Below are 26,703 nucleotides of genomic sequence, written 5' to 3'. Positions count from 1 at the left end.
GGCTATTTAAGAGTTTTTTAACGTTGGTTTATTGTTTTAATAAAAAAACAACTAAAATTTTGCGATGTATATTTTTTGTATAGCTACATTTTAAGGATTTATCAATGTTGATTTATAATTTGCAGTATCTAAGCAACAAACTATGTATAAACATTTATTATTTTTATTTGTATTCGCTTTTTCTGTGTCTATTTATGCACAGAATGTAACCGTAACAGGTACAATAACCGAAGCGTCAACAGGACAACCTTTACCAGGTGTAAATCTTGTTCTTAAAAACACATCTAGGGGAACATCCACAGATTTTGATGGTAACTTTACCTTTAATGATGTTCCTTTAAATTCCGTATTAGTAGTTTCCTATTTGGGTTTTAAAACACAGGAAATTACAATTACAAATGATCAACCATTAAGTATCCAATTAGAAGATGACAACGAAGCCTTAAGTGAAGTTGTTGTTATTGGGTATGGTACGCAAAGAAAAGAATTGGTGACCGGAGCTTACTCTAGTCTAGATTCAGAAAAAATTGTAGAAAACAATCCAGCAAGAATTGAAGAAGCCTTAAAGGGTAGTGCTGCAGGTGTTCAGGTAAATGCTAATTCTGGTTCGCCAGGTGCATCACTAAATATTAGAATTAGAGGTATTACTACAAATGGTGATAACTCTCCTTTGGTAATTGTAGATGGTGTTAATATTGGTACGGATTTGAGTATTATTGATCCTAATGACATCCAAAAAATGGATATTATTAAAGATGCTAGTTCTGCTATTTACGGTGTGCAAGGTGCTAATGGTGTTATTCTTATTACAACAAAATCTGGTAGAAAAAATAGAAAAACTAGATTCTCTTACAATTCCTATTATTCAGTTCAAGAAGCCGATAATACTATTGACGTAATGGATAATTATGAATATGCGGTTTATGTAAATGAGTCAGAAGCTGCAGATGGTAACGGGGTTCCGTATCCAAACTTACAGAGTTTGAATATGAATACAGATTGGCAAGACGAATTATTTAGTCAAGCTCCTATGTATAATCACAACTTAAGTGTAGATGGAGGATCTGAAACAGTAACTTATGGTTTTAGTGCTAGTTTCTTTGGTCAAGATGGTGTTATAGCGAGCGATAAATCCAATTTTCAGAGATGGACCGTAAAGAATAATTTAGGTGTCGATATTACCAAAAGATTAAAGTTGAATACTTTTCTTTTGTACACAAACATTAGAAGTAAGTCAATTCCAGAAGGTGGTAGAGGTTCAGCTTTATATTATGCGTTAAACGCATCACCTCTAACTCCAGTTTATGATAATACAACGCCTGCCAATATATCTAATGGTTTTGCATACATTGGAACAGAGCAAGGAAATGAAATCATAAATCCTTTAGCACTGATTAATAACACCTTCAATGAAGGGAGAGCAGATCGTTTTACTGGTAAGATAGAGCTTGAATATAATATATTAGAAAATCTTAAAGCAACATCAAGGTTTAACTTTAATTACTCTGATTATGGGGGAAGATCATATTCTCCATTACAATATTACGGATTAGGTAAAGTAGTGAATAATGTAACATTAGATTCATCGGGTGAAGCTTTTGATGTAGATAGAAACGATGATGGGGAAAGAGATTTATATGGTACGGTTTCAGAAAATACTCAGCATACTTTTGATTATACTTGGGAAAGTTTTATTGAATACAATAAAACATTTAATGACAAACATAATCTAACGGCTCTTATTGGTGCATCTATCAGAAGTGAGAAATATAAAGGTTTTTTTGGTTCTGGGCCATTGAACAGTGGACCAGATACTTGGGATAATGCATATTTAGGTAATTCAAACTCTATTGTTCAAGTCGTTGATGATGAAATTACATCTAGTTTAGTGACTTCTTCGGATGGTAGAAATGAAGATAGATGGTATTCCTACTTTGGACGTATTCAATATGATTATCAAGGTAAATATCTATTCTCAGCTTTATTAAGACGTGACGCATCAACGAGATTTGGTCCAAATTATAGAATAGCAAGTTTTCCTTCGTTTTCTGCTGGTTGGGTAGTTTCTAAAGAAGAGTTTTTTAATGTAGATTTTATAAATAGACTTAAAGTTAGAAGTAGTTGGGGAGTTACTGGAAGCGATAAATATGCAAGTTATAGATGGCTTGGTCTTTTACAGGGAACTACAGGTGAGGCAACATATCCTTTCAATGACTTACTGTCTTTTGGAAATGCTGTGGGCTCGTTGGCAAACCCAGATTTAAAATGGGAAAGAAATAAACAAACTAATATAGGTGTAGACATAGACTTTTTTGATAGTAAATTAAATATGTCAATAGATTATTATAGGAAAAAGACGGAAGATTTACTATTGGTACCTGAAGTGTCAGCTCTTTTAGGTGCAGCGGCAGGAGGTAGTTCTGCGCCTTTTGTCAATGCGGGAACAATTGAAAATAAAGGAATTGATCTAAGCATCAATTATTCTCATGATTTTAATGATGATTTTGGTTTTAGTGCAGGGTATACACTTACAACAATAAAGAACAAAGCACTTCAGGTTAATAATGAAGCAGGATTCATTTCCGGTGGACTTTTTGGTTTAAATCAAGCAACATCTCGATTTGAATCAGGGCTTCCTATAGGTGCTTTTTATGGTTTAAAAATGGAAGGAATTTTCCAAACACAAGCTGAAATAGATGCACTAAATACAGATACTAACGGTGATGGAATAATTGATGGAGACGATACACCGTATCAGGTTGGTGCAAGCCCAGGAGATATTAGATATGCCGATATAGATGGTGATGGTGTAGTTGAGTATGGAAGTAGTGATGATCAAACAATGATTGGTAACCCAATACCAGATTGCACAATGGGTCTCAATTTAAATGTTCATTATAAACAATTCGATTTTGGAACATCTTTATATGCTTCAATAGGCAATGATATTGCAAGAAGTTATGAAAGATTCTTAACTTATAGCAATAAACCGAGTTTATACTTAGATCGCTGGACAGGACCAGGCACATCTAATTCTGTTCCTAGAGCATCTAATGCAGCCTCAAACAATTATTTGTTCTCTTCATTCTTTGTTGAAGATGGTTCATATTTAAGAATTCAAAATGTTCAATTAGGTTATTCGCTTCCACAATCTTTATTAGAAACTCTAAACATAGATAAGTTTAGAATTTATGTAGCGGTAAATAATTTATACACATTTACAAAATATAGTGGATATAATCCAGATGTTTCTAACGCAAGTCCTCTAGGTGCTGGTGTAGATCTTGGACAATATCCTCAAACAAGAACTTTCACAACAGGTATTAATGTTTCATTCTAAATCAAGACAAATGACTATTAAAAAAATAACAGCTTTAGTATTGATTATTACCTGCTTTGCATGTAATGATTATGTAGATATATTGCCAGAAGGACAGGAGAATAGTGAAACTTTCTTCAACTCTAGTACGGATTACGAAGACGCGTTAGTAGGTGTTTACGATTTATTGTCAACAACCTATTTGAATAATATTTTAGGCGAAATTGCCTCAGATAACAGTAAGTGTGGTGGTGGTGATGCTACTGATGTGCTAGATTGGCAGCAAATTGATGATATGACTCACAATGCTGATAATGGAGCATTACGAAGTTTATTTCAGTTTATGTATGCAGGTATAAGCCGAGCAAACTATATTGTTGAATTTCAGAATAAAATAGATTTTGAAGGTAAAGAGCAATTGCTTGCCGAAAATCTATTTTTAAGATCCTACTACTATTTTGAATTGGTTAAGTTTTTTGGTGATGTGCCGCTTTACACAGAAGGAAGAATTACGTTAGAACAATCACAATCTATCGGTAGAACTCCAAAATCAGAAGTTTATGCTCAGTTAGAAACAGATTTGTTGTCAGTTATAGACGATTTGCCATGGCAGCAAAATCAAAATGGAAGAGTTACTAAAGGTGCAGCATTGTCTTTATTAGGGAAAATATACCTCTATCAAGATAAGTTTGATCTTGCAGCTACTACATTAGAGCAAGTTATTGTTTCTGAGCAATATCAACTAGTAGAAGATTTTGGAACTATCTTTTTAAACTCTAACGAAAACAACATAGAATCTGTATTCGAAGTTCAATATTTTGGAGGTGAAGGTGCTAGTTTTGATTGTTTCCAATGTGTTGAAGGAAATATTGCTGTAGGATTTATGGGTCCGAGATTTACAGGAGGTGATTTTTCACCATTTACTTCAGGGTTTAGTTTTAATCCACCTACAGGAGAATTATATAACTCATTTGCAGATAACGATGAGAGACGTGATGCAACAATCTTAAATATGGATCAATTTGTTGCAGAGAATCCAGGAGTGACGTTTAATTTAGGTAACGTAAATGATTATACAGGTTATTACAACAAAAAATATATTCCATACGCAGAGGCTAACTCGCAAGACGTAAACCTGACGCACAGTAATAACTATCGCGCCATTAGATATTCAGATGTTTTATTGATGGCAGCAGAAGCTTATAATAGAAGTGGTCTTAATGATTCAAAGGCAAGAACTTATCTCAATCGAGTTAGAGTTAGAGCAGGTTTGGATGAGGTTCAAAGTTCTGGAGCTAATTTAACAGAAGACATATTTGCAGAAAGAAGATTAGAACTAGCTGGTGAAGGTCATCGTTTCTTTGATCAAGTAAGAACAGGTAGAACTAGTACTATTGAAAACTTTTCTGATTATAATGTTCTTTTTCCAATACCAAGAATAGAAATTGAGTTGGCAGGTAATAATTGGGAACAGAACGAAGGATATTAAAAAATAAAAACTATGAAAATAATTAAGCAACAATTAAAATTTCTTCTTGTACTATTGGTCATTTTTGGCTGTACACAAGATGATGATAACTCTGATATTATAAATCAGATTGAGCCACCGAAAAACATAGCAGTTGATGTAACGGTAACTCAGGACAACACAGGTTTAGTTACTATGAGACCATCAGGTGAAGGAGTTACTGGTTATGTGATAGATTTTGGTGATGGTTCCGAAGTATCTGATATTATTAGTCCAGGTGAAAATATTTCACATACTTACGAAGAGGGTGTGTACGATTTTACAGTAACAGCAAATGGGTTAACAGATGAAACAACAAGTATTACTCAAGAATTGGTAGTGTCTTTTGAAGCTCCACAAAATTTAGTAGTACAGATTGAAAATGATTTGGCGTTATCTAAAACTGTAAATGTAACGGCTAATGCTGATTTTGCAACTTTTTTTGAAGTTGATTTTGGTGAAGTCTCAGGTGCAGAACCTCTTTCGGCTAACATAGGAGAGACGATTTCGTATACCTACCAAGAGGAAGGTGTTTATACAATCACTGTAGAAGCATTAGGTGCAGCTATAGAAACCACAACCTATTCTGAAGACTTTGAGGTAACAGCTATTGTTCAACCTATAGCTTCAGCAGCAACACCACCAGCAAGAGCAGAAAGTGATGTTATTTCAATTTTTAGCAGCGCTTATAATAATGTGCCTGGTACTGATTATTTTCCAGATTGGGGACAAGGTGGGCAAGGAAGTAGTTGGGCTCTGTTCGATTTAAATGGAGATGAAATGCTACAATATATAAACCTAAGCTATCAAGGTATTGTATTGGCAGATGGTGTTACTGTAGATGTTTCTCAAATGGAATATCTGCATTTAGATGTATGGACAGCAGAAGATGTAACTGATATTGAGACATCTTTAATTAATAATGCTTCAGGAACTGTTACCGAAGCACCTGCAAGTAGAGCATTAACACCAAATGATTGGACAAGTATTGATATTCCAATTTCGGAATATACAGATCAAGGACTAACTGTTACTGAAATTTTTCAGTTAAAATTCGTTGGTACACCATGGGCAGAAGGAACAGTTTTTATTGATAATATTTATTTCTGGAGAACACCAACCGCTCCTTCGCCTTTAGTAGGAACATGGGTGTTGGCGCCAGAAGCAGGAGCTTTAGCAGTTGGACCAGCAATGGGAGATACTAGCTGGTGGAGTTGTGATGCTACATGTGTGGCAGATAGAGCTTGCCAATATGATGATGAATTTATTTTTGGTTCAGATGGATCTTTTACAAATGTTCTTGGCACTGAAACATGGGTTGAGACTTGGCAAGGTGGATCTGATGCTTGTGGAACTCCAGTAGCACCTTATGATGGAAATGCAACAGCGACCTTTGTTCACAACCAAGATAATGGTACAGTAACAATTTCTGGATCTGGTGCCTATATTGGAATACCAAAAGCTAATAACGAAGGTGAACTTCCTAATGTTGCTGTTCCAGAATCTATTACTTATGATGTTACGTTTTTAGATAGTAATACTATTAGTGTAGTAATTGAAGCTGGAGCAGGTGTGTTTTGGCAATATAAGCTAGTAAGAAGTGGTGCACCTTCACCTTTGGTAGGAACATGGGTTTTAGCACCTGAAGCTGGATCTTTAGCAGTAGGGCCTGCTTTAGGAGACACAAGTTGGTGGAGTTGTGATGCTGCTTGTATTGGTGATAGAGCATGTCAGTATGATGATCAATTTGTATTTGGTTCGGACGGTAGTTTTTCTAATGTATTAGGATCAGATACTTGGGTTGAGGCATGGCAAGGAGGATCTGATGCTTGTGCAGCACCAGTCGCTCCATATGATGGAATAGCATCTGCAACATATTCTTATGATGAATCAGCTGGAACAGTTACAATAAATGGTACAGGCGCTTATATAGGTATACCAAAAGCTAATAATGAAGGCGAATTGCCAAATGTGGCAGTACCAAGTTCTATAACCTATACAATCTCTTTTGAAAGTGATACAGCAATCAACGTCTCAATAGAGTCTGGTGCAGGAGTATTTTGGCAATATAAATTGGTGAAAATTTAAAAAAAGCAAAAAATGAAAAGTTTAAATATTAGATTAAATATAATAGTCTTCACAATTTTGACAGCATTCTTTTCTTGTGAAGAGGATGACGCAACAATAGGCGATATAATTGCACCATCCAATTTATCTGTAGAGGCTGAAATTGTCGGACAAGATGCAGACAATCCATATGGTGATGGCTCTGGTGTAGTGAATTTATATGCTACTGCTGATAATGCATTAAGCTATAAGTTTTTATATTCAGCTACAGAAGTTAATGCTCCTTCGGGTCAGGCGGAAGCTTTGTTTACTAATTTGGGTGTTAATACATATACGGTAACAGCAATTGCGTATGGTACAGGCGGATTATCAACAACAACATCTATTCAGATTGAGGTTTCGGCAACCTATTCGCCTCCACAAGATTTAATAGATAAATTGGTAGGAAATAGCTCTAAAACTTGGCGTTTAAAATCAGAGGCTAACGGACATTTTGGATTAGGTCCAGTTGGCGGACAGATTCCTGTTGAGTGGTATGGTGCAGGTCCTGAAGAAAAGGTAGGAGTAGGAATGTACGATGATAGGTTTATATTCGACATTGATGGAACTTTCACACATATTACCAATAATACTAATGATGACCCTACAGTTGACCCTTCAGGAACTGTTTTCGGAAGAGATGGTTTAATAGATGAAATAGGATCAGGTGGTAATGTTAATGGTGCCGATGTTGAAAATTTACCTTATAATGATTATACGTCTTCATATGTGTTAATAGCTCCAGGTGGAGTAGAAACAATTAGTCTTGACGGACTGTCTTTTATAAGTTATTATACAGGAGGTAATCATAATTATCAAATCTTTGACAGATCAGTTCCTAATGAATTACTTTTAAAAACTACTGATGGTAATAATGAATTTGATTGGTGGTTCATTCTTACCTCCGAAGAGCCTGCTTCTAATGATTTTACAACAGATTATGATAATCTTGTTTGGCAAGACGAGTTTGATGTAAATGGTGCGCCTAATTCTGCAAACTGGACATACGATTTAGGAACAGGTACTGATGGATGGGGAAATCTAGAATTACAATATTACACAGATAGTCCTGATAATATTATTGTAGAAGATGGTTTGCTAAAAATTACAGCTAGAGCAGAATCTTTTTCAGGTAGTGATTATACATCATCCAGAATTAAATCACAAGATCTTTACGAGTTTACTTATGGTAGAGTAGAATTTAGAGCTAAACTTCCAGAAGGTGGAGGTACTTGGCCAGCACTTTGGATGCTTGGTGCAAACTTTACAGAAGTAAGTTGGCCAGAATGTGGTGAAATTGATGTTATGGAGCATGTGGGTAATAGTCAGAATACAATTCATGGTACATTGCACTTCCCAGGAAACTCAGGAGGTAATGCAGTTAGTGGAAGTACAACAAATGCAACAGCAAGTTCAGAGTTTCATTTGTATTCTGTAGAGTGGAGACCAACTGAAATTATCTTTCTAGTAGATGATGAACCTTATTTTACATTTGATAATGACGGTACACTTCCATTTAATAGCGATTTTTTCTTAATCATAAACTTTGCTATGGGAGGTAATTTTGGTGGAACAGTAGATCCTAGTTTTGTAGAGTCTACATTAGAAGTTGACTACGTAAGAGTATATCAATAAGATGAAATTCAGAAAGGAAATAATTATAATATTATTAGTGCTTGTAAGCCTATATTCATGTAATAAAAGTGATGATCGGTTAGCAGTATCTTCTAATAATAGTGATAATAAAAATGCTTTAATAGAAAGTAAAGTTGAAGACCTATTAAGCAAAATGACCTTAGAAGAAAAAATAGGTCAGATGAATCAGTATAATGGTTTTTGGGATTTAACTGGTCCAGCTCCTTCTGAAGGTGCAGGTGCTAAAAAGTATGAACATTTACGTAAAGGTTATGTTGGTTCAATGCTAAATGTTAGAGGTGTTGAGGACGTCATGGCTGTTCAAAAAATAGCTGTTGAAGAAACTAGACTTGGTATTCCGCTTATTATTGGTTTTGATGTTATTCATGGTTATGAAACCTTAAGTCCAATTCCACTTGCGGAATCTGCAAGTTGGGACTTAGAAGCTATAAAGAAATCTGCTGAGGTGGCGGCCGAAGAGGCTGCTGCTGCAGGTATCAACTGGACCTTTGCTCCAATGGTAGATATATCAAGAGATGCACGTTGGGGAAGAGTTATGGAAGGTGCAGGTGAAGATCCTTTTTTAGGTTCAAGAATTGCCGAAGCTAGAATTAAAGGTTTTCAAGGTGAAGATTTATCAGATCCTAAAACCATTGCCGCATGTGCTAAGCATTTTGCGGGTTATGGTTTTGCTGAGGCTGGTAGAGATTATAACACTGTAGATGTAGGGACTTCAACTTTATATAATACTATTCTTCCACCTTTTGAGGCATCAACAAGAATAGGTGTGAGAACGTTTATGAATTCATTTAATGAGTTAAACGGTATTCCTGCTACCGGAAATAAATTTCTTCAAAGAGATATTTTAAAAGACAAATGGAATTTTGATGGCTTTGTAGTGTCAGATTGGGGTTCAATTACCGAGATGATTGCTCACGGTCATGCCAAAGATGGTAAGCAGGCAGCTGAAATGGCTGCAAATGCTGGTTCGGATATGGATATGGAATCTTATTTGTATGTTGAAGAATTGGCAGGATTGGTTAAAGAAGGAAAAGTTGATGAAAAATTAATTACCGATGCCGCAAGACGAATTTTAAGAGTAAAATTTGAACTTGGTTTATTCGATGATCCTTACAAATATTGTGATTTAGATAGAGAAAAAGCAACATTAGGAAAGCAAGAATTTCATGATGCCGTTTTAGATGTGGCACAAAAATCCATTGTGTTATTGAAAAACGAAAACAATCTACTCCCTTTAAAAAAAGGTAATCAGAAAATAGCAGTAATTGGTGCTTTGGCAAATGATAAAACGAGTCCTTTAGGAAGTTGGAGAATTGCAGCCGAAGATGAGACAGCAGTATCTGTTCTTGAAGGATTGAAGCAGTATAATGGTAACGAGATTGTATATGCTAAAGGTGCAGATGTCTCAACAGGAGAAACTGTCTTTGCAAAAGAGTTAACCATAAACACTAAAGATAAATCCGGTTTTGCTGAGGCGAAATCAATAGCTAAAACAGCAGATGTTGTAATTATGGTTTTAGGAGAACATGGTTTTCAAACTGGTGAAGCCAGAAGTAGAACTGAAATAGATTTACCTGGTGTTCAGCAAGAGCTTTTGGAAGAAGTCTACTCAGTAAATAAAAACATAGTTTTAGTTCTCAATAACGGAAGACCATTAGCACTTCCTTGGGCAGATGAGCATGTTCCTGCAATAGTCGAAGCTTGGCAGTTAGGAACTCAAAGTGGTAATGCTATTGCAAAAGTACTTTATGGCGATTATAACCCAAGCGGAAAATTACCAATGAGCTTTCCTAGAAATGTTGGTCAGGTGCCAATTTATTATAACTACAAAAGTACAGGTAGACCAAATGAGCCAGCTCCAGGTGAAGTATTTTGGTCGCATTATACTGATCAGAGTAATACTCCATTGTATCCTTTTGGTCACGGTTTAAGTTATTCAAAATTCGAATATTCAGATTTAAGTGTTCAAGCTAATAATGTTGAAAAAACTGTAACAGTTTCTTTTAATCTAAAAAATGATAGTAAGCTTAAAGGAAAGGAAGTAGCACAACTGTATATCCAAGATTTGTTTGCAAGCGTTACAAGACCTGTAAGAGAATTAAAAGGATTTGAACTGGTAGAGCTAGAACCTGGTGAAGAAAAAAGAATTGAATTCGCACTCACAGAAGAGGAATTAGGCTTCTATGATAATGAAGGAAACTACACCATGGAACCTGGTGAATTTAAAGTATACGTTGGAGGAAGCTCAATTACAGTTTTAGAAGATAAATTCGATTTACAATGGGAAATAAGTCAATAATTGTAATCTTATTTATAACATCTTTTTTTTCTTGTAAAAAGGAAGAAGAGGTGTTGTTTTTTGAAAATTTTTCAGGAACAAGCTTAAATACATCTATCTGGAACTACGAACTAGGTGATGGTTGTCCAAACCTATGTGGTTGGGGAAACAATGAAAGACAAGTTTATACCAAGGAGAATGTACAAGTAAAGGATGGAAGCTTAATTATTACAGCTACTAAGGACTCTACGTCATACTTTTCAGGAAGAATAACAACTAAGAATAAATTTGAATTTCAGTATGGAACTATTGAGGCCAAAATGAAGTTGCCAGAAGGAAGTGGTCTATGGCCTGCGTTTTGGATGCTAGGTAGCAATATAAGTGAAGTTGGTTGGCCAAAGTCTGGTGAAATAGATATTATGGAATATGTAGGTAAAAAACCGCATGAAATCCATACCACTTTGCATACACAAGATAGTTACGGACAGTCTAAAAACACTAAAATTTCAACTATCGAAACTATAGAAGAAGGCTTTCATACATACAAAGCTAAGTGGACAGAAGAGAGCATTACCTTTTATATTGATGATAATGAAGTTTATGTTTTTAATCCTAAAGTAAAAGATGAAAACACTTGGCCATTTAATCAACCATTTTACATATTAGTAAATATGGCTATTGGAGGAAATTTTGGAGGACCAGAAGTTGATGACAATATATTTCCTAAACAATTTGAAATTGATTATATTAAGGTAGTAAAAAACTAAATATTAACACTTTAAACAACATGCTTATGAAGAAAATTACTTTTTTGTTTGTAATGCTATCATTGTCATTAGGGTTTTCGCAAACCGTAATAAATTTTGATGCAACAGCTTTTAGTCCAGATCCAACAGGTGTTGGTCTTGGATACATGAACGTTTTTGATAATCCAAAAAATGGTTCAGTAGGAGGGTATCTATTTGGAAGTAGTTGGGGAATTCCTGACCTTATCGTAGAATTGAATACGGGATCTAACACGATGACGCTAAAGCCAAATAGGATAGGTGATCCTGATCCTTATTGGCAAACAACAGGTGAGTTAGAAGGTAATAAGATTATGGATGCCAATTGTTATATCCAAGACGACGCATTAGTAGGAACAAATTTTAGTTTTACGGGAAATGTGGTTTCTAGTACTTTAGATGGTTCTAGTCTGAGTATTGACTTTGTTAAGATAGCTTTTATAAAAGTGTATTCAGCTGATTACTCATCAGTGTTGATAGAAGAAACAGTTTCTTTAGATACTACAGGTGATTTTACCTTATCAGTTGATGCTACAACTGTACCTGGAGATTCTCATGCTCAGTATGGTTTTCAGGTTGTTGGACCAAATATAAATTCAGATGCTAGTTTTGATACAGCATACGCTAATTTAGGAAGTGTTATTGTTCAACCTGCCAGTTTATCAATTAATGAAGTTAGTCTTACAAGTTTTAAGGTTTTTCCAAACCCTACAACTGGTAGTTGGACAATAGATTCTAATGATACAATAACATCTATTGAAGTCTTTGATATATTAGGTAAACAAGTTTTAGAGTTAAATCCTAATTCAAAAAATGTTGCTATAGAGGCTGGTAATTTGGTAGATGGAGTGTATTTGGCTAAAATTAATTCTTCTAAAGAATCTAAAACAATCAAATTAATAAAAAACTAGTTTGAATTTTTTTTAAAGCAAAATTAAAGGGCGTATATTATACGCTCTTTTTTATTTTAAAATAAATTGAAAAATGACAACACTTAAGGAGTTAGCTTCGATTTTAAATATTTCTGTGTCAACAGTTTCCAAAGCTTTAAATGACAGTCATGAAATTAGTGAGACTACCAGAATTAGAGTAAAAGAATTGGCTGAAAAGCTAAATTATAAACCTAATAGGATAGCACAGCAACTTAAGACTAATAAAACAAAAACAGTTGGTGTCATTCTGCCAACCGTCACTAATCCTTTTTTTGCAGAAGTATTACACGGTATAGAAACAGCAGCCACAAACAATGATTACGATATTATCGTTTGTCTTTCTAACGAAACTTTAAATAAAGAAAAAAGAAGTTTAGAATTATTGTCTAACGGAAGTGTCGATGGTTTTATCATAGCTGTTGCAAGAGAGAGTCAGGTGGTTAAAGATACAAAGCACATACAAACGGTTTTAGATAGTAAAATTCCTGTTTTAATGTTTGATAGGGTTGTCAGTGATATTGAATGTGATAAAGTTGTTGTAGATGATTTTAAATCGGTTTATGAGGCTACAGAATATCTTATTAAGGAAGAGAAAAGAAAACAGATTCTTTTAGTGAGTAATATAGAAGAGCTTAGTGTAGGGAAACTTAGAATAAAAGGTTACGAAAAGGTAATTGAAGATAACGGCTTAACTCCGCAGATTCTTAAGTTGGCTAACGACCCTAATGTTCATGAAACTATCTATAACTATTTAAAAGAAAATTCAAATATAGATGCCATTGTTTCAATAGATCATATTACAGGAATCATAGCTATTAACATGGCTAAAAAACTTGGTAAAAAAGTACCTGAGGATATTTCTGTTATTGGTTTTGGTTATGAACACACCAACTTATTATCTAGCCCAAAAATATCCATTATCCATCAAAAGGCTCATAAAATAGGAGAGATGTCTATGAAGCTTTTGATAGATAATTTAAATAAAGAAGACCATAAGCAGCAAACTATAGTTGTTCCTAGCGAACTAAATTTGAGTGGGTCTACTAAATAGGATATTATAATCTTTATTCCTTTGTTAATACCAGCATTATCTTATTGAAGTCGGCAGCACTATTAATTACGCGTCTGTATTCCTCGTAGTGTTCTACAGGTATGGTATTTAATTTATAAAATTCGTCTGCGGTAATAGTTAGTATATTTCCTTCTAAAGTATAATTTGAAATAAAGCTCAAAAGCGTTTTTCCACTATCCTTATACTCGTTATCTATATTAATATCTTCTAGGTTTGCTACGCTGTAACCATCAGGTATCTGAACGGTAATTGTACGCTCATATCTACGCTGAAATTCGTTTTCAAGAGGTAGTTTTCGCTCATTTTCTTGGTATAATTCCATCTGAGGACCGATAAGGTCTCCCACTTTAAACAAGTATTTATTACCTGCTTTTTCCATAAAAGCTTCTGATGAAAATTTTATATTGAATATTAGAGGTTTACTGCCAAATAATTCAGGTTCACCATTGTCTATTGATGTGCTGGAAATTTCAATGTTATCATTTAGGTTTTTAGCATAACTTTCTACAATTTCCTCTTTTTTATCTGGTTTTATAATATCCATGAAAGGATGTAGGTACATGCCGTAATAACCAGACATATATTTTTTTAAATCTACATTTATAGTAGATAAATCCTCACTATCAAATTTAACATCGATTTCTAGTTTATCTATTGTTTCTTCAGCTTTAACTGGTTTTATCTTGCTTATTTTTCCTACTGCTGAAACAAAATCACCAACTGTTACCTGCTTAATAAACAATCCGTAATTATCAGTAAAATAACCTGGAGGAAAACCATAGCGCGATTCACCTTCGTTAGGAGCTAAATATTTCTTGGTTTTAGGGAAATACAATAAAATGTCTTGTAAAAAGATATTTGCCTCAAACTCTTTATCAAAACGCATAAACTCTTTACTACAGGTAAATACCATATCATGCTTAATACCTAACTGATTAAAAAGAGCAATGTATAGTTTAATTATTCCTGTACTGCTAGCAACCTTTTCTTCTAGAACATTATCTAAGTCCGATAATTTGTCATTTGAGTACTCAACAGCATAGATATTGGTTTTTATGTAATTTTCTATTCGTTTTATCTTTGTGTCAATATCATTTGTGTCCTCAATTTTAAGATCTCTAATAAATTTCTTTAAGGCGTTTTGAGTTTTTTTAGGTAATTCTGAATTGTAATAATCATAGACATTTTGTGCTACTAGTCCATAGGATGTTATATTCTTTGAATTACTAGCAGTATTCTCATCCAATGCATAGATTATAAATTGACGGTTAGCAGAAAATAAAGCTTGAGGCTCTTCTTCTATTTTACTGATTTCAGGAATTTTAAAAAACCAATGATTTTTATCTTGTATAACTGTGTCTACTTCAACTTCCTTTAAACCATTGTAGCTTTTGAACTTAAAAATTAGATTTGAAGGAGCAAACAAGTCGAATTCAACATTTTTCTTAATAAAGTCATCTTGAAAACTAATACGTTTTCCTTTATATGTAGGACTACGCTTAACAACATACATATATTCTATAAAGCTTCCTTTTTCAATACCTTCAAAAGCAAAATACTTATAGGTTCTTTTAGTTTCATCGTCAGTTGCTGTTAATATTTTAGAATCATCTAAATCTAGAACCTTCCCATTTGCTGTTATAACTCTAGCTTTATTTATTTTTAATTCAGAATCCGAATCATAAGGTAAGTAAATCTTGTTGTAACTTTCAATAGCATCATCAGAGTTTAGAAAAAGGACTTTATGTTCTAAGTAATATTCCACAAAGTCAGAGTTCTCCGTAAAGCTGAATTCAGTTACAGTTTTCTCCTTGACAGAGACAAGGTCTTTGTCTGATAATGAGCTAGAATCATAACTTGGCTTATTTTCCCAATCGTAACTTTCATAGAATTCTTGAGCTGAAACTGTTGTGGTACTAATGAATAAGAATACAAAGGCGATATAAATTGATTTCATATTTTGTTTAGATATTTTTAGATAGATTTTTTTAGGACAACGGTTTCTTGATATTGTTTTTCTACTTTTTTAATGGCAGCATTAACAATTTTTTGATTTTCAGGTGTAAGGAAAAGAAAATCCATTGTAAGTTCTTGAGTATACTTTATGGTATTACCACTTTTGGTGTAAGAAATTTTACAACTAAAAAAGTCATTGGATAGTTCAAAATTTTCAGGAAGATATTCGGCTATATAGTTTTCAGGTATTTCTAAACTGTTTTCATAGAAATAATAACTTTTATATTTAAACTCTATATCGTTCTCTCTGTCATCATCAGATTTAAAATGAGAGATTTGTCTATCGAGATTTAAATTGATATATATTTCGTCTCCAAGCTCTTTTGCATAGTCGTTAATATTGAAGTTATAAGTGATTTTGAAATCATTATCGTAATTATACTTGTCATGCTCAATAAAATCATCAATCAAAAATTTATTACTTCCTTTTTGCAATTTTCTAATATAATACTCCTTGATATCTTTTTCTGTATTGTAAGATTCTAACTGATTATAAAAGTCAATTTTATAATACCCAGAAAGTGCTGTTTCAGCACTACCTTTTAAGGAGTTGTTATCTAAAGTTAAATTAGTCTTTTCTAAATAAGAATTAGTTTTTGGTGACATTACAGGAACAACCTCAATTCTAAACTTTCCTTCTCCATCTCCAATTAAAGCTTCCTTTCCTTGTATAAATGAAGAAGGCATTTCTAATGGTAAATATCTCCCTGTGGCATCTAAAAAGTATGTTTTACCATTCTCATGATACGACAATATCATATGATTGTCTACCATTGGTGTTGGTAATTCAGAGTAAGAATAAGGTATGGTGCGTGTGCCAATCCAAGTAAGATTTCCTTTTAATCCTGCAACTTTTAGCATTTCTGATAGAATACTAGAGTTGTCTTTACAGTCTCCGTATTTTTTATTGAAAACATCATTAGCCTCTCTTGGAATAAAACCGCCTAAAGCATATTCAAAATCTATATACTTTATATTTTTTTGAGTCCAATAATAAATAGCTCTGACTTTTTCTAAATCAGTTTTACAATCTTTAGTAATTGTATTGACTAAATTTACCAATTCGGTGTCAGTAGGCTGAATATTAACGTCCTTAATCATTGAGTAATACCAATTGTATAAATCTGACACATCACCAAGAACTTTTATTTCATTATTTTTTGTTTTGTATGAAGTGATTATAGGAACAATATGTGGTAGAACTTTTTTATAAGTTGGTACAGAACTTTCATACTTTATTTCATCTACATCATTAATTTCCCAAGTGTAAATGGTTTTACCTCTTTTTTCTTCTTTATTGAATTTTATCTGGTAGTTTTCGGTATTGAACTCTTGAAACTTAAAATTAACATTGCTATCAGCTGTAAGTGTTACTTTTTTATTTTTGATAGGATAGAAGCTACCAAAGAAAATAGGGCTTAAAAAACGTGGGTTTTTAACAACTTCAGTGTATTCAAGCTTTGTTTTTCCGCCTTCCTCTAAATTTGGGTAGATAAAATTTAAGGATTTGGTATCATCATGAAATGAATTTTCAAGTTCATCTTTTTCTATAAAATCTTTTACTTCTGTTGGTCTATATTTTCCTTTTTTAAAATTATATGAAGTTGCAGTAACGGATTCGAGTTCAAAAAAAGAAGAAAAGTCCAAGGATTTCTTTGAACCATAGATGGCAGATTCATCTAGAAATAAGTCTTCTTCAACAAATTGTTGTTTTATGGCTAATTCATCATTTTCTAACTCTACTAGAATATTAATTTCGTCCAAAATTCTGATCATTGAGGATTCAGGATATTTTTCTTTTAGAGTTTGAAATTCTTTTGAGAATTCTTGGGCATTAATATTTGAGAATGTATTAATGCTAATTATAATAACGAGTATTTTAAAGAAATTACTCTGCTTTATATATTGAACCATTATGATAATATTCTTTTTTTGTTAATTTTCCGTTTTCATCATACAGTTTACGTTCACCGTGCCTTTCTCCATTTTTATAATGTAGAATTTCTTTAGGTTTGCCATTAGGATAGTTTTTTATCACTTCACCATCTAGTTCGTCTAAATAGTAGTTGTATTTGTTTTTAACGGTTCCGTCTTTGTAGTAATCCGTATATTCACCATTATACTTGTCATCGACATATTGTAACTCGCTTTCTAATTGGCCTGAATAATAATAGGCTTTGTACTTTCCTGTCAGCTGTCCATTTTTGTACTCCATTGTTCGAGACGGTTTGCCGTTATCATAGTAAGCTGTAATTTTTCCGGTTCCATTATTTAGAGGTATCATTTCTTTTTCAGAACCTTTATCATCGTTATAGGTGTAACCAATTAATGTGCCATGATTGTAAACTCTAATAAGCTGTAAGTTTCCATCTATGTCATAAAACGATCTTCCACCATGAATTTCCCCATCTATGTAAGTCATTTTATTATCAACGTTTCCGTTTTCAAAATAAGATATGGATTCTCCGTGTTTTGTACCGTATTGATAATTGTATTCGTCTTCTACTTTACCGTTTTCGTAATAACGTAAAGATTTTCCGTTTTCGTTACCGTTAAGGTAGGTTTCTTTATAAAAGATATCACCATTTGGGAAATACCAAACCCAATCTCCATGCATTCTATTGTTTAAATAAGATCCTTTTACGTAGATTTTACCATCGATAAAATACTCGGTGTATTTACCATGTTTTAGACCATTTAAGTAATCTATTTCGCTTTTTTTGCTACCGTTTAAATGTTTTACGATTAAAGTGTATTTGTTTTTAGTATTGAGGTAATCTATAGTCTGATTTATCTCATTGTTATGATTGTAAATGATTTCTTTAATCAGCTCATCGAATTTATAGACGAATTCCTTTTCTAATTTTCCATCAACACCAAAATATTGCTGAGTACCATGATATTCACCTTTGTGATAAAAGATTATAGAACTTAAGGAACCATCAATGTTATAATACCTCCACTCACCATGTTGGCTACCATCTTTGTACCAACCTTGGGTTTGAAGTTTTTTATTTTCAAAAAATGCTTGATAATATCCTGAAGGTATACCGTTTTCATATTCTGAAATGCTAGAGGTTTTACCATTAAGATGATAACCTGTATGTGTGCCTATGGCTAAATCATCTTCGTAATTTCCTTCTTCTGATAAAATACCGTTAACATCATAAAATTTCCATTTACCCATTTTACCACCTTTTATGTCATAGTCACCTTCAGACATAATATTTCCGTTTGGATAAAATCCTTTAAAATGAAACTTACCACCACGTTTACGATTTTCAGTGATAATTCCACCTTCTTTATTAAAGTATTTATAGTTTATAATTTCTCCTCTCCTGTACTCAAATTCATAATAAGGTTTTCCATCGGTATCATAAGCTTTATATAACTCTGATAATTTTCCTTCGTCATAATGAAATTCTGATTCTAAAGTACCATCAGGATAATATGTTTTCCAATCACTATCATAATTACCATCTACACATTGACCTTTTTGGCTAATTTGGCCGTTGTCGTGATATAAGGTATAGGAGCCATTGAGTAGACCGTCAACATACGAGATTTCAGATGATTTTTGCTTGTTCCAATAGTATTTGGTTTCGGTGCCATTACGTTCTCCATTTTTAAATTCTATATTAGAATACAAGTCGCCAAAGGCATAAAATTCTTTGGCATTATTTAAAATTTTACCATTGCTGTAGTCAATATCAAACTCAGGAATAGACTCGCCAACATCAAAATAAGCAATGTATTTTCCTTCTAATGAATCGGATTTAAAATATTTTTTTTGCTTTAATGCTCCTGTTTTCAAATAAAATAAATATTCACCATCTAACTTACTGTCTTTATAACTTGTTTGAATGTAAGGTTTCCCGTTTTCATACCATGACTTATTTACACCATTAGCAGTGCCTTTGTCATAGGTTATGGTCTCTTTTGTGTTACCATTGGTATAAAACCACTCCCAGGCACCATCTCTTTCACCTTCATTATTATAGCTACCTTTTCCGGTAATCTCACCGTTAGTTCCATAGAATATCCAGTCTCCAACAGAGACATCATCGATAAGTTTACCTTCTGCTTGAAGTACCTGTTCTGAGTAATAAAAGTTTGTATCCTTTTCTTCATTATTTAGGCTCTTGTTTTGAGGCGACATGATTTCAAAATACTTATTTATCATTGCCCCTAAAAAAGTGGTAATATCATCGGTTTTTTTTGAAACTATCTTTTGATACTTTTCATTTTTTATACTGTAATTTATAGTGTATGTAAATTCATCAAATAAATTGTTGTCACTAATCCATTTGAATAAAGGAACATAATATCGATCCCAGAAATCTCCATTTCCTTCAAAATTAGATAGCTGTTCTAGCATTGCGTGATTTTGTCTTACAACTGCTATTTCAATGGGATTGTCAACTTCGTATTTATTGTTTAACGCAATTCTATTGTCTAGTATTAAATCAATATCTTCGAATGCCTCATCATCTTCAGAAATAGTTACATCTTCATAGGGCTCATTTTCATTTTTGCTAGATATGGCTTCGTTTAAATAATTTAATAAGGCAAACGCTCGTTCTGAATCAGGTTCTACCAGTAATGCCATATTATAACACATTAATGCTTGTGTAGTAAGTTGCTGTTTATAGCATAAATTACCCAAGTATAGATGAGCGTTTCTATGAAAAGGACTAATAGAGATTGCTTTTTTAAGTGCTTCAACAGCTTTAGGTACATTTTCTAGAGCAACATAGCAAGTAGCTTTATTAAACCACAATTTAGGATTGGCAGGAAAAGTTTTTAAGGCTTCATCATAAGTTTCTATAGCTTCATTGTAGCGTTCTAGACTTTTTAGAGAAACCCCTTTGTTAATCATAAAATATAGCTTAGCGTTGTAATCACAGTCTAACTCTAGGGCTTCGTTGGTGACCTTTAATGCATCTTCAAATTTTTCTTGTGCTATTAGGTAGTATGATTTTGTAGTAAGAATTGAGCAATAAGTAGAGTCGTTTTTGCTAATTGTATTTAGAGATTTTATAACTTCATCATACTTTTCTTCGGAAGCTAATTCTGATATTTTTTCTCGGACTTCGTCGAAGTCTACATATTTTATTTTTTCTTGGGCAGTTAGGGATAGACTAATAAGTAAAAATAGGAGCGATAATATTTTTTTCATGAAAGGTTGTATGTTAAGCGACTAATATATAGAAAGCTAACATAAAAAGGAATAAAAAAGCCTGATTTTCATCAGGCTTTAATGCTTTATAACGAAAAGATTAACTTTTCACATATTAATGAGTTTCGCTGTCATCTCCGTCAATCTCATCAACGGCATCTTCAACGGCATCACCAGCTTCTTTTGTTTCTTCAACAGCATTGTCAATGGCTTTTCCAGCTTTTTCTAAAGCACCTTCAGTAGCTTCTGAAGTTTCTTCAATAGCCTCTTCTGTTTTTTCTTTTGTTTCTCTACAAGAAGTAATTGATAATCCTAAGAAAGCGATTAGAGCTAAACTTAATACAACTTTTTTCATAATGATAGTTTTAGTGTTAATTATGCTTATGTACTAAAATTACTAAATTCACTTTAAAATTTTAACATTTCAAGAATGAATTCATGGTACATTTCTACTATATACGAATAAAATCCAGAATTTGGATTACTGCACCTTTATTGTTTAGTATGAAGTTAGAGTTAATATCACCTTGGGTTTCTCGTTTTTCAGGGTTTTGAATAAGTTTATCCATAACAATTTTAAAATCTTCGGAACTTGCAACTGAAGAAATTCCTCCAAGTTCAATAAGTGACTTTGCCTCAGGAAATTTATCATAATTTTTTCCAATGATAATCGGAATACCAAACACAGCAGGTTCTAATACATTGTGTAATCCTGTTGTTCCTGCTGCACCACCAACATAAGCAATATCGGCATAACTATAAGCTCTACTGAGATAGCCTATGGTGTCTAATATAAATACATTAGATTCTGAAAGATTGTGCTTCTCCATTTCTGAAAAACAGGTAGATTTAGTCTTGATCTGTGATTTAAGAGAGGAAATATAGCTAGGTTTAATGTTATGAGGAGCAATAATAATTTTTAGATTTTGAAACTTTAAATGGTTGATGTAATCTATGTAAAGTTTATCGTCGTCAGGCCAAGTGCTTCCAAAGACAATACATAAATTATTTCCTTTAAAATCTTCAATAAAACCTACAGAATTATCAACTTTTAATTGGTTAGAAACCCTATCGAAACGTGTATCTCCAGATACAGAAACATTAGTGTAGTTTATGTTTTCTAGATGTTTTTTTGAACTTTCGTTTTGTGTAAAAATATGTTTAAAAGCAAACAAAGCGGATTTTGTATAGCTGCCATACCATTTAAAAAAACTTTGACTTTCTCTAAAGACTGCTGAAATAAGTATAGCGTTTAGGTTTCGGAGTTTTATTTCGTGTAAAAGATTTGGCCAAATCTCGTATTTTACAAAGATGATATAATTCGGATGAACCAGATCTAAGAAACGTTTAGCATTGGCTTTGGTATCTAAAGGTAGATAGACAACAACATCTGCAATTTTTGTGTTTTTTCTAACTTCATAACCAGATGGTGAAAAAAAAGACAAAACAACTTTGTAATCTGAATGCTTGACTTTTAAAGCTTCAAAAACAGGTAAGCCTTGTTCGTACTCGCCCAAGGAAGCACAATGAAACCAAAATGTTTTATCGTTTTTTGAAATTGCGGTTTCAAGTTTTTTAAATGTTTCCTTTCTGCCTAAAACTCCTTGCTTTAGTTTTGGATTAAAAAGTGCTAATAGCTTAACAATAAAACTTGCAATGTAAATTGCTATGGAGTAAAGTGTCTTCAATACCTAAGATTTGTGCTAAAATACATTTCTTTACACAAAAATGCATTGGCTTAGCGGTTACAATTTCGTATTTTCGCTTAGTACAATATTATTATCGTACGGTTATTAAAATATTGAGATTCAGAAATGAAAAAAATTCAAATGGTTGACTTACAAAGTCAATATGCAAAGATAAAAGATGTTGTAGATCCTTCTATTCAAGAAGTAATGGAAAGTGCAGCATTTATAAACGGACCAAAGGTTCATCAATTTCAAAAAAACTTAGAAGATTACCTTGGTGTAAAACATGTTATACCTTGTGCTAACGGTACTGATGCTCTACAAATAGCTATGATGGGTTTGGGTTTAAAGCCAGGCGATGAGGTTATTACTGCAGATTTTACTTTTGCAGCGACTGTAGAGGTTATTGCTTTATTGCAATTAACTCCAGTATTGGTTGATGTTGATCCAGTATCATTTAACATAGATGTTGAAGCTATCAAAAAAGCGATTACTCCAAAAACAAAAGCTATTGTACCAGTACATTTATTTGGTTTGGCTGCTGAAATGGATGCCATTATGGAGATTGCAAATGAGCATAATTTATATGTCATTGAAGATAATGCACAAGGAATAGGTGCAAATTATTTGCATAAAGATGGCACCAAAACAAAAACAGGAGCTATTGGTCACGTAGCATCAACATCATTTTTTCCATCAAAGAATTTAGGTTGCTATGGAGATGGTGGAGCTATTTTTACAAATGATGATGATTTAGCACATACTATTAGAGGTATTGTAAATCATGGTATGTACGAAAGATATCACCATGATGTGGTTGGTGTCAACTCTAGACTAGATTCTATACAAGCAGCCGTTTTAGATGCTAAACTACCGCATTTAGATAGTTATAACGAAGCAAGGAGAAATTCAGCAAGAAAGTATACGGAAGCGTTTAAAAATCATCCAAAAATCACAACACCATCAGGAAGAACATGCTGCAATGGTATTTGTGATACTTGTGACTGTCATGTATTCCATCAATACACCTTAAACTTAGAAGGTGTTGATAGAGATGCTCTAGTAAAGCATTTACAAGAAAATAATATTCCTTGTGGAGTATATTATCCAATACCATTACATAAGCAAAAAGCATATGAAGATGAGCGTTATAATGAAGAAGATTTTAAAGTAACGAATGCTTTGGTGAAGTCTGTAATTTCATTGCCAATGCATACCGAATTAGATGATGAACAGATAGAATTCATAACAACAACAGTTTTAAACTTTATAAACGAAAACTAAATCATGAAAATACTTGTAACAGGAGGCTTAGGTTTTATTGGATCTCATACAGTTGTGGAACTGCAAAATGAAGGTTTTGAAGTTATTATTATTGATAACCTAAGTAATTCTTCAATTGAAGTATTAGATGGTATTACGGCTATTACAGGCGTAAAACCTCTTTTTGAAAAATTAGACCTTAGAGTTAAGCCTGATGTTACTCGATTTTTTGAAACTCATAATGATATAGCTGGTGTTATTCATTTTGCAGCCAACAAAGCAGTTGGTGAGAGTGTTAAGGAGCCTTTGATGTATTACGAGAATAATATAGGAACACTAGTTTACATACTACAAGAGCTTTCTAAACTTGATAAACAAAATTTTATTTTTAGTTCATCTTGTACAGTTTACGGTCAGGCAGATGAATTACCAATCACAGAAAATGCTCCGGTAAAACCAGCAGAATCTCCTTACGGTAACACAAAGCAAATAGGCGAAGAAATTATTAGAGATACTTGTAAGGTGAATTCTAATTTAAAGAGTATAGCCTTAAGGTATTTTAATCCTATTGGAGCACACCCTTCTGCAGAAATAGGTGAGTTGCCAATAGGTGTACCTCAAAATTTAGTACCATTTATTACGCAAACGGCTATAGGTATGCGAGAGCAATTATCAGTTTTTGGTGGTGATTATCCAACACCAGACGGAACTTGTATTAGAGATTATATCCATGTAGTAGATTTAGCAAAAGCTCATGTCGTTGCTTTACAGCGTTTGTTAGAAGAAAAAAATCTTTCAAACTATGAAGTATTTAATTTAGGTACAGGAAAGGGAAGTTCTGTACTAGAAGCTATTCAGTCTTTTGATAAGGTTTCTGGTGAAAAATTAAAATACCAAATTGTAGATAGGAGGGAAGGTGATGTTGTTGCAGCTTATGCAGAAACTTCTAAAGCTAATGACGTTTTAGGTTGGAAAACTGAATTGACCCTAGACGACGCGATGGCTTCAGCATGGAAATGGGAAAAAAAGATTAGAAGTAAATAATTGTATAATTACATTTTAAACCTTTTATAAAGAAAAAAAACAGGTGTTTTCAATAGAAAAACCTGTTTTTTTCTTTTTATGCAAATAAGCTATTTTTAATCATTGAATCTTTTCTTTGTGTATTTCTCAATGAAATTTGTGTCTGATTTTCAATATGATAATCTCAGTAAGACTTAACTAGGGTTTAACATTTATTTCTTGGGATTGGTCATAACTCTTTGTTTTTTTGTAGTTAATGATAATTGAATACCATGAAATTGATAAGCATTAAAAGAGAGACTAAAGTAGAAGGTCGATTCACCAAAAAAATGGGTGTTTTACAAACAAAAGTTACTTATATCAAAAAGCAATTTTTAAGTATACCTTACAAAACACTTCATAAATACCGCGAAACCTATTACGGAGAAGTAAAAGACTGTGAAGATTGTCAATTAGCGAGATAAACTTATTCTGCTAATTCTTTCTTTTTCTTTTTACTGAAAACACCACTGAATAGCAACATAATCATTCCAGTAGTAACGGAAAGGTCTGCAACGTTAAAAATTCCTGTTTTAAATACACCGCCAAGGTTTATAAAGAAGAAATCGGTGACTTCGCCACGTACAATTCTATCAAAAACATTGGCTATACCTCCTCCAATAATACAGCAAAAAGCAATAAGACTTAAGCGGTCTAAATTTTTGTTTTTTATAATATAGTAAATTACATAACCTAAGACCAAGGCTGGTAAAACGAGTAAAAAAATCATTTTTAAGCTTTCGTTCATGTCACTTCCCATTCCTAGAAAAGCTCCTTTATTTTCTACATATTGTAGTATAAACTTATCACCAATAATGGGTTTTATCTCTCTATAATCAAAATTTGCACGAACTATTATTTTCGATATTTGATCTATCGCAATATTGAATGCAATAAGTAATGCAATGAAGATATTTCTTTTCAAAATAGTAGGTTAAAAGTTATGCATTAGTTTCAAAAGTAGCTGATGTAGTTTCAGCTTCTCTGTTGATCTTCTTTACTAACCCTTGTAAAACCTTACCAGGACCAACTTCAGTAAAATGGTTAGCTCCATCAGCAATCATCTGTTGTACAGACTGTGTCCATCTTACAGGTGCAGTTAATTGTGAAATTAGATTTGCTTTTATTTCATTTTCATCTGTAATAGCAGAAGCTGTTACATTCTGATAAATAGGACAGTTAGGTTTGCTAAAAGTTGTATTTTCAATTGCAGCAGCTAATTCTTCACGAGCAGGTTCCATCATTGGCGAGTGAAAAGCACCACCAACAGGTAACACCAATGCACGTCTGGCTCCTTCTTCTTTTAAAGCTTCACATGCTTTATTTACGGCTTCAACTTCACCAGAGATTACCAATTGCCCTGGGCAATTATAATTTGCGGCAACAACAACACCTTCAGTTGTGGCGCATATTTTTTCTACAACATCGTCATCTAATCCTAAAACAGCGGCCATAGTACTTGGTTGTAACTCACAAGCTTTTTGCATTGCTTGCGCACGTTGAGAAACCAATTTAAGTCCATCTTCAAAAGTTAAAGCGCCAGCGGCAACTAATGCAGAAAACTCTCCAAGTGAATGGCCTGCTACCATATCTGGTTTAAAATCTTCACCCAAGGTTTTTGCTAAAATAACAGAGTGTAAAAATATAGCTGGCTGTGTTACTTTAGTTTGCTTTAGGTCTTCAGCAGAACCTTCAAACATAATATCTGTAATAGAGAAGCCAAGAATATCATTAGCTTTTTCAAACAATTCTTGAGCTAAAGGTGAGTTTTCGTATAGGTCTAAACCCATTCCTGTAAATTGTGCTCCTTGACCTGGAAATATATATGCGTTCATTTGTT

At 33.2% G+C, this 26,703-nt stretch carries 18 protein-coding genes; 11 read left to right on the top strand and 7 right to left on the bottom strand.

The features are described from left to right. Positions 1-142 precede the first annotated feature (142 nt). From QGM60_RS02745 to QGM60_RS02710, 8 genes are all read left to right on the top strand, one after another. Entirely contained in the window at positions 143-3,340 is a 3,198-nt protein-coding gene (locus QGM60_RS02745) for a TonB-dependent receptor (RefSeq protein WP_281138698.1), read from the top strand. A gap of 10 nt (positions 3,341-3,350) precedes the next feature. Continuing rightward, on the top strand, positions 3,351-4,808 hold the full coding sequence (locus tag QGM60_RS02740) for a RagB/SusD family nutrient uptake outer membrane protein (RefSeq protein ID WP_281138697.1): 1,458 nt from the start codon (positions 3,351-3,353) through the stop codon (positions 4,806-4,808). A gap of 12 nt (positions 4,809-4,820) precedes the next feature. Continuing rightward, on the top strand, positions 4,821-6,914 hold the full coding sequence (locus QGM60_RS02735; RefSeq protein WP_281138696.1) for a hypothetical protein: 2,094 nt from the start codon (positions 4,821-4,823) through the stop codon (positions 6,912-6,914). A 12-nt stretch (positions 6,915-6,926) separates the two neighbouring features. Next, positions 6,927-8,567, top strand: coding sequence for a glycoside hydrolase family 16 protein (locus QGM60_RS02730; RefSeq protein ID WP_281138695.1), 1,641 nt, complete (start codon positions 6,927-6,929; stop codon positions 8,565-8,567). A 1-nt stretch (position 8,568) separates the two neighbouring features. Continuing rightward, on the top strand, positions 8,569-10,887 hold the full coding sequence (gene bglX, locus QGM60_RS02725; protein WP_281138694.1) for a beta-glucosidase BglX: 2,319 nt from the start codon (positions 8,569-8,571) through the stop codon (positions 10,885-10,887). Further along, complete coding sequence (locus tag QGM60_RS02720; RefSeq protein ID WP_281138693.1) at positions 10,869-11,633, top strand: glycoside hydrolase family 16 protein; 765 nt, start codon at positions 10,869-10,871, stop codon at positions 11,631-11,633. Before bglX ends, QGM60_RS02720 begins: the two co-directional genes overlap by 19 nt. Before the next feature lie 26 nt (positions 11,634-11,659). After that, entirely contained in the window at positions 11,660-12,562 is a 903-nt protein-coding gene (locus tag QGM60_RS02715; RefSeq protein ID WP_281138692.1) for a T9SS type A sorting domain-containing protein, read from the top strand. A gap of 73 nt (positions 12,563-12,635) precedes the next feature. Next, a complete protein-coding gene (locus tag QGM60_RS02710; protein WP_281138691.1) occupies positions 12,636-13,634 on the top strand; it encodes a LacI family DNA-binding transcriptional regulator in 999 nt (332 codons plus the stop codon). A gap of 13 nt (positions 13,635-13,647) precedes the next feature. On the opposite strand, the gene QGM60_RS02705 is transcribed toward QGM60_RS02710, so the two are convergent. From QGM60_RS02705 to QGM60_RS02685, 5 genes are all read right to left on the bottom strand, one after another. Continuing rightward, the gene (locus QGM60_RS02705; RefSeq protein ID WP_281138690.1) at positions 13,648-15,612 is read right to left on the bottom strand and encodes a DUF3857 domain-containing protein; all 1,965 of its coding nucleotides are present in this window, start codon (positions 15,610-15,612) and stop codon (positions 13,648-13,650) included. A gap of 17 nt (positions 15,613-15,629) precedes the next feature. Then, on the bottom strand, positions 15,630-17,585 hold the full coding sequence (locus tag QGM60_RS02700; protein ID WP_281138689.1) for a DUF3857 domain-containing protein: 1,956 nt from the start codon (positions 17,583-17,585) through the stop codon (positions 15,630-15,632). Then, positions 17,560-20,850 carry a tetratricopeptide repeat protein gene (locus QGM60_RS02695; RefSeq protein WP_281138688.1) on the bottom strand — a complete coding sequence of 1,097 codons (3,291 nt, stop codon included), beginning with the start codon at positions 20,848-20,850 and terminating at the stop codon, positions 17,560-17,562. Before QGM60_RS02695 ends, QGM60_RS02700 begins: the two co-directional genes overlap by 26 nt. A 115-nt stretch (positions 20,851-20,965) precedes the next feature. Continuing rightward, positions 20,966-21,205: a hypothetical protein gene (locus QGM60_RS02690; protein ID WP_281138687.1), complete on the bottom strand. Its 240-nt coding sequence runs from the start codon at positions 21,203-21,205 to the stop codon at positions 20,966-20,968. Positions 21,206-21,302: 97 nt separating this feature from the next. Then, the gene (locus QGM60_RS02685) at positions 21,303-22,538 is read right to left on the bottom strand and encodes a glycosyltransferase N-terminal domain-containing protein (RefSeq protein ID WP_281138686.1); all 1,236 of its coding nucleotides are present in this window, start codon (positions 22,536-22,538) and stop codon (positions 21,303-21,305) included. A gap of 126 nt (positions 22,539-22,664) precedes the next feature. On the opposite strand from QGM60_RS02685, the gene QGM60_RS02680 reads away from it, so the two are divergent. From QGM60_RS02680 to QGM60_RS02670, 3 genes are all read left to right on the top strand, one after another. Then, positions 22,665-23,822 carry a DegT/DnrJ/EryC1/StrS family aminotransferase gene (locus QGM60_RS02680; RefSeq protein WP_281138685.1) on the top strand — a complete coding sequence of 386 codons (1,158 nt, stop codon included), beginning with the start codon at positions 22,665-22,667 and terminating at the stop codon, positions 23,820-23,822. Continuing rightward, on the top strand, positions 23,823-24,845 hold the full coding sequence (gene galE / locus QGM60_RS02675; RefSeq protein ID WP_281138800.1) for a UDP-glucose 4-epimerase GalE: 1,023 nt from the start codon (positions 23,823-23,825) through the stop codon (positions 24,843-24,845). Between the two features lie 251 nt (positions 24,846-25,096). Continuing rightward, positions 25,097-25,288 carry a hypothetical protein gene (locus QGM60_RS02670; RefSeq protein ID WP_281138684.1) on the top strand — a complete coding sequence of 64 codons (192 nt, stop codon included), beginning with the start codon at positions 25,097-25,099 and terminating at the stop codon, positions 25,286-25,288. Positions 25,289-25,290: 2 nt separating this feature from the next. Here QGM60_RS02670 and lspA read toward each other — a convergent pair whose 3' ends face one another. Together lspA and fabD are read right to left on the bottom strand one after the other, a co-directional pair. After that, positions 25,291-25,788, bottom strand: coding sequence for a signal peptidase II (lspA, locus tag QGM60_RS02665; RefSeq protein ID WP_281138683.1), 498 nt, complete (start codon positions 25,786-25,788; stop codon positions 25,291-25,293). Between the two features lie 16 nt (positions 25,789-25,804). Then, positions 25,805-26,698 carry an ACP S-malonyltransferase gene (fabD, locus tag QGM60_RS02660; RefSeq protein WP_281138682.1) on the bottom strand — a complete coding sequence of 298 codons (894 nt, stop codon included), beginning with the start codon at positions 26,696-26,698 and terminating at the stop codon, positions 25,805-25,807. Positions 26,699-26,703 lie beyond the last annotated feature (5 nt).

Source organism: Winogradskyella sp. SYSU M77433 (genome assembly GCF_029911945.1).
Lineage (GTDB): Bacteria > Bacteroidota > Bacteroidia > Flavobacteriales > Flavobacteriaceae > Winogradskyella.
This window is presented reverse-complemented; position numbering and strand designations above follow the sequence as displayed.

Bases quoted from the DNA above. Each gene is read 5' to 3' on its own strand.
- QGM60_RS02745 (WP_281138698.1), top strand. From the start codon at position 143: ATGTATAAACATTTATTATTTTTATTTGTATTCGCTTTTTCTGTGTCT.
- QGM60_RS02740 (WP_281138697.1), top strand. From the start codon at position 3,351: ATGACTATTAAAAAAATAACAGCTTTAGTATTGATTATTACCTGCTTT.
- QGM60_RS02735 (WP_281138696.1), top strand. From the start codon at position 4,821: ATGAAAATAATTAAGCAACAATTAAAATTTCTTCTTGTACTATTGGTC.
- QGM60_RS02730 (WP_281138695.1), top strand. From the start codon at position 6,927: ATGAAAAGTTTAAATATTAGATTAAATATAATAGTCTTCACAATTTTG.
- bglX (WP_281138694.1), top strand. From the start codon at position 8,569: ATGAAATTCAGAAAGGAAATAATTATAATATTATTAGTGCTTGTAAGC.
- QGM60_RS02720 (WP_281138693.1), top strand. From the start codon at position 10,869: ATGGGAAATAAGTCAATAATTGTAATCTTATTTATAACATCTTTTTTT.
- QGM60_RS02715 (WP_281138692.1), top strand. From the start codon at position 11,660: ATGAAGAAAATTACTTTTTTGTTTGTAATGCTATCATTGTCATTAGGG.
- QGM60_RS02710 (WP_281138691.1), top strand. From the start codon at position 12,636: ATGACAACACTTAAGGAGTTAGCTTCGATTTTAAATATTTCTGTGTCA.
- QGM60_RS02705 (WP_281138690.1), bottom strand. From the start codon at position 15,612: ATGAAATCAATTTATATCGCCTTTGTATTCTTATTCATTAGTACCACA.
- QGM60_RS02700 (WP_281138689.1), bottom strand. From the start codon at position 17,585: ATGGTTCAATATATAAAGCAGAGTAATTTCTTTAAAATACTCGTTATT.
- QGM60_RS02695 (WP_281138688.1), bottom strand. From the start codon at position 20,850: ATGAAAAAAATATTATCGCTCCTATTTTTACTTATTAGTCTATCCCTA.
- QGM60_RS02690 (WP_281138687.1), bottom strand. From the start codon at position 21,205: ATGAAAAAAGTTGTATTAAGTTTAGCTCTAATCGCTTTCTTAGGATTA.
- QGM60_RS02680 (WP_281138685.1), top strand. From the start codon at position 22,665: ATGAAAAAAATTCAAATGGTTGACTTACAAAGTCAATATGCAAAGATA.
- QGM60_RS02670 (WP_281138684.1), top strand. From the start codon at position 25,097: ATGAAATTGATAAGCATTAAAAGAGAGACTAAAGTAGAAGGTCGATTC.
- fabD (WP_281138682.1), bottom strand. From the start codon at position 26,698: ATGAACGCATATATATTTCCAGGTCAAGGAGCACAATTTACAGGAATG.